Annotated in this window: 3 protein-coding genes and 1 pseudogene; 3 read left to right on the top strand and 1 reads right to left on the bottom strand. The window is 55.6% G+C overall.

The genetic code is table 11. The features are described 5' to 3' along the window. Window positions 1-535 precede the first annotated feature (535 nt). Both hmpA and FH061_RS29915 read left to right on the top strand, forming a co-directional pair. Window positions 536-1,750 (top strand): NO-inducible flavohemoprotein, encoded by a 1,215-nt coding sequence (gene hmpA, locus FH061_RS29920; protein ID WP_151639474.1) that lies wholly within the window; start codon window positions 536-538, stop codon window positions 1,748-1,750. Window positions 1,751-2,302: 552 nt separating this feature from the next. Next, complete coding sequence (locus tag FH061_RS29915) at window positions 2,303-3,391, top strand: hybrid sensor histidine kinase/response regulator (protein WP_151639473.1); 1,089 nt, start codon at window positions 2,303-2,305, stop codon at window positions 3,389-3,391. A gap of 135 nt (window positions 3,392-3,526) precedes the next feature. Here the strand turns inward: FH061_RS29915 and FH061_RS31430 are convergent. After that, window positions 3,527-3,634: pseudogene (locus FH061_RS31430) on the bottom strand (hypothetical protein); the annotation flags it as partial. 327 nt (window positions 3,635-3,961) lie between these two features. Here FH061_RS31430 and FH061_RS29905 point away from each other — a divergent pair. Further along, window positions 3,962-4,636: a hypothetical protein gene (locus FH061_RS29905; protein ID WP_151639472.1), complete on the top strand. Its 675-nt coding sequence runs from the start codon at window positions 3,962-3,964 to the stop codon at window positions 4,634-4,636. The last annotated feature ends 219 nt before the right edge of the window (window positions 4,637-4,855 follow it).

Here is a 4,855-nt window from a genome sequence, read left to right as displayed (position 1 = left end):
TCCTCGAACGCTTGCCGACACTGCTGGCTAGCCGTGTCACCGAACTGTTGCCGCATCGCTGGACGCCCGCGTAAACTTCTGCTCGTAGATTCGGTATCCCGTCAATGTGGGATGGCTAGGCGCTTACAAAACAGCTGGGCTTTTTGTTGTTCGTTTCATTAAGTGGCGACTCGGCGAAGATGTGCCTTCAGTGCTGCGTCATACCGACCCCGGCGGGATGTGGTAAGTGCCAATACTGTCATGAGGTGTCCACCTAAGTCCTTCAGCTATTTTGTCAGGCATGATCGCCTCCTCGACGAACTCATCCACAGACTAAGCCGGAGCTGTATGCCTATCGCTTGTGGATCAGAAACGTCCGGGCAGCAGTAAGGACGGAAAACGTCCCCGGGCACACAGTCTGATTGCATGCAGACATAAATAGATACTCACCTGCGGTCGTTTCCCCCGCTTGAACGGGCTCCTGTTACCAATGTCAAAACTCCTTTTTAGATCCTTATCTGGCAAGGAAACATTTTGCCTTGTGGAAGGAAAGACAATGCTAACTCAAAAGACCAAGGACATCGTAAAAGCTACGGCGCCGGTCCTCGCTCAGCATGGTTATGACATCATCAAGCATTTTTACCGCAACATGTTAAGTGCTCATCCTGAGCTGAAGAATACCTTCAATATGCGCCATCAGGAACGAGGTGAGCAACAGCAAGCACTGGCGCGAGCAGTGTATGCCTACGCAGCTAACATCGAGGATCCCGAATCTCTCGAAGCGGTGCTAAAGAACATAGCGAACAAGCATGTCAGCCTTGATGTGCGACCGGATCAGTACCCCATCGTTGGCGAGCATCTTCTTGCAGCCATTAAAGCGGTGCTCGGAGATGCTGCGACCGACGACATCATTTCTGCCTGGGCGCAAGCCTATGGCAACCTGGCTGATATCCTGATGGGAATGGAAAGCGGGCTGCGGGAAGAGACCAGCGAGCAGCAGGGCGGATGGGTAGGGTGGCGTGATTTCATCGTGCGCGCCAAGCAGCCAGAAAGTGATGTCATTACATCCTTCCTCCTTGAACCAGCTGACGGCAAGCCGGTGACGAACTTTGAGCCAGGCCAATACATCAGTGTAGCCTTGCACGTGCCGCGGTTAGACCTGCAGCAGATTCGCCAGTACAGCTTGTCAGATGCGCCGAACGGACGTAGTTACCGGATTTCGGTCAAGCGTGAGGGTGGCGCCGCACCGGAACAGGCGGGCTATGTTTCGACCCTTCTGCACGACCAGGTTCAGGTCGGTGACACTCTAAAGGTTGCAGCGCCATACGGGACATTCTACATCGACGTCAACGCAACCACACCTGTTGTATTGATCAGCGGTGGGGTTGGGCTCACTCCGATGATCAGCATGCTGAACCGGGTTCTGCAATCGCACGGTCGGGACGTGGTATTCGTTCACGGGGCGCGCAACGGCGCGGTGCATGCCATGAAAGACCACTTGCGGCAGACCGCCCAGCAGCATCCGACTTTCAAGACAATCATTTTCTACAACGAGCCGCTGCCTGAAGATCAGCAAGGGATAGATTTCGATTATCCGGGCCTTGTGGATATTGGGCTCATCGCTGAAAAGATACTGCTTGTCGATGCAGATTACTATATTTGTGGGCCGCTCCCGTTTATGCGAATGCAACACGATGCGTTACTTGGCAAGGGGATCAAAGAGTCTAGGATTCATTATGAAGTCTTCGGCCCAGATTTGTTCGCTGAGTAAAGGACTAGGAAGTACTGCACCTGATATAACTGCTTTTCAGCGAATTGGCCGGAAGCTTTGCATAGTCTTACTGCGGACCAGCGTCAAAGCACTGTACTTTTGCACGGTGCCGGCCACAATTAACCATAGCCAGTGCCGGCGGCCACGTTCCTTGTGGCCAGTCTCGCCAGCATGCACGACGCCGGCTTGCTGTACGTGGGCGTATGCTTACTGCACATTGCTCTCCAATGCGGCGCTGATTTCGGCTTCACCTTCATTGATGGCGCTCACCGACAACTCAATTCCGAACAGATCGGCCAGCATCCCTTGCACTTGCAGCTTGCTCAGGTAGAGTCCGGCGGAGGCTTTCCGCTTTCGCAGGAAGGACCTGTAAAGTTCCCGCAGTCGTTCATCAACGTTCTGTTTGCGTCGGCGCGCTTACATATCGTGCCTCGGTATTTGGTATGATACAGACTGGCGCGAGCCCACCGTCCACCGCGTTCCTTGTATTAATAAGTTGGCAAGTCTGTTGTCTTCGCTGACAACTTTCGATATGCCGAGGCAGCTTTCATCTTGAGTCAAGACATCAACATCCTGGTTGTGGACGACGTTGCCCAGAATCTGGTGGCAATGCAGGCACTGCTCGCGCGCGACGGCATACGGGTGATGACGGCGTCTTCCGGACCGGAAGCGCTCGAAATCTTGCTCGCCCATGAAGTCGCGCTCGCCCTCGTCGACGTGCAGATGCCGCTCATGGACGGCTTCGAACTCGCCGAACTGATCCGCGGCAGTGCTCGCACGCGCGCGGTGCCGCTGATCTTCCTGACCGCAGCGGCGTCCGAGGCGAAGACCACCTTCCGCGGCTACGAGGCAGGCGCCGTCGATTTCCTCTACAAGCCCGTCGACCCCGCCGCGCTCAAGAGCAAGGTCAATGTCTTCGTCGAACTGCATGCGAAGGAAAAGCAGCTCTCGCGCCAGCTTGAAGAACTGCGCCAGGCGCTGCACATGAATGAAATGTTCGCCGCCGTGCTCGGGCACGACCTGCGCAATCCGCTGTCGTCGATCATGATGGGCGCCGAAGCGATACGGCTGATGTCCGACAATCCCACGATCACCACCTCGGCCGACCGCATTCGTTCCAGCGGTGACCGCATGACGAAGATGGTCGGCCAGCTGCTCGATGTCACACGTATTCGCTCGGACGGCATACGTCTGAATCCACAGCCGTTAAGTTATCTCGAAATCAGCCGCAAGATCGTGGGCGAGCTCGCCTACGGCCGGCCCGACAAGCGCATCGATATCGAATCCAGGGGCAATTGCGAAGGCATGGTTGACGGTGACCGTCTCGAGCAGATTTTCTCCAACCTCATCGGCAATGCACTGCAGCATGGTGAGCCCGGCACGCCGGTGCAGATCGTCATCGACGGTTCCGAACAGCGCAGCATCGTCGTGGAAGTCAAGAATGGCGGTATGATGCCGGAATCGGTACGCAGCCATCTGTTCAAGCCGTTCCATTCCAGTCTACAGCGGCGTCATGCGAGCCAAGGGTTGGGACTCGGACTGTACATCGTCAAGCAATTCGTGAATGCCCATGGCGGCAGTGTGGAGCTGCAGTCGACCCGGAAAGCGGAAACCGCGATACGCATCGTGATGCCGCGGTGATTCGGGAATCAGTTTGAAAGGTTGTCACGTGGCTTAAGCCTCAGACTAGGCTGCTTGGCATACCACTCATCACGTAGTCTGTTGCGCTGTTCACAAACATCCGGAGTCGCTGTGCGCTTTCGCGCAATGATTCTTTTATTTTTTTCGTTCAGTAATATCACGTGTCACTTTCGCGAAATCAATGTGGCTGCCGTCATTACCGAAGAGCGGATGAATGACTGCGCTGGTCCAGAATCGACTACCGTCTTTGCGTACGCGCTAGCCTTCGGCCTCAAACTTGCGTTTTCGCTGAGCAGTCAGGAGATGAGCCGCTGCGGCTTTTACGGAGGTTGGTTGGTATGAATCGGGCCGGGATCGCCCCAGGCGACGGAATACAACCTGACTGTTGACTCGGCGGCCCGTTGGAACTGTTTAGTGTCCATCTACGTCTCCGTCGTACAGCTCGGTAGTCAGTGTAGCCGCGCGGTATGGGGACAGAGAATGATACAGATTAGTATGATCGCGCGCTTCGCAAAACTGGTTCGAACGGATATAGTCCGACGCACATTGATTCACTATGACCAATAACCAATGAATGATGACACGTATATCGAGCACCAGATAGCGATGCACCAGCTGTTTGCACGCTGGCGCGCCAGCAGTGATGTTTTCGAGCGGCATTTCGTAGAGGATGGCATCATATCGCCGCCCGAGTGGATCAAGGCTCCGTTGCGGGTCCTGTTCCTTCTCAAAGAAACCAACGACTACGAGAAAAGCATCACCGCGCTTATCCGCGACGTGGTCACGACGCAGCGCAAGAGCGCACTATGGCGCCGCCCGACGTTTCACAACATCGGACGCTGGGCGCACGGCCTCGCGTACGGCACTGACGGTGGGGATGAAGACTTCAGAATGGCCAGCAGGAACCGCCGCAGGGCGCTGCTGTCCTGCGCGGTTATCAATCTGAAAAAAACGACCGGAGGGCGTGCTGCAACCGTGGCGGTCGAACAAGCAGCAGCGCGCGATGCGGCATTCCTGCGCGAACAGATTGGGCTGGTCAACCCTGAGATCGTCGTGTGCGGCGGAACATTCAATTCCGTCAGGCAGCATCTGTTTCCCGGACTCGTTAAGGTTGCCGACCTTGTTTATGCCGGCGGACACCGATTGTTTATCAAAGCGCAGCATCCGGCTTACGTAAGGGAACGAGAGCAGATGTTTCGCGACGTGGTAGGCAGCTATCACCGTTACCGCACACTAACACGATAGCGCGACCGCCAATCTACACCGGCTTGCGCACGATCAGCATTGCGCAGCGCGCATACCTGCACGATAGAGTCTGCGCGGGCCGACGCCGGCTTAGAACGTGAACGATATTTTTTTGTCCAAACCGGGTTTGTGATGACATTGATCCGGAATGAGCAGGAAGTATTATCCAAGCGATATCACTCGTGAACAGTTTGACCAAGTTCGTCCCCTGTTGGAGGG

Origin of the sequence: Noviherbaspirillum aerium, assembly GCF_008929045.1 — a bacterium.
Lineage (GTDB): Bacteria > Pseudomonadota > Gammaproteobacteria > Burkholderiales > Burkholderiaceae_D > Noviherbaspirillum > Noviherbaspirillum aerium.
This window is presented reverse-complemented; position numbering and strand designations above follow the sequence as displayed.

Excerpts from the sequence above, each read along its gene's own strand:
- hmpA (WP_151639474.1), top strand. The coding sequence starts at position 536 with ATGCTAACTCAAAAGACCAAGGACATCGTAAAAGCTACGGCGCCGGTC.
- FH061_RS29905 (WP_151639472.1), top strand. The coding sequence starts at position 3,962 with ATGAATGATGACACGTATATCGAGCACCAGATAGCGATGCACCAGCTG.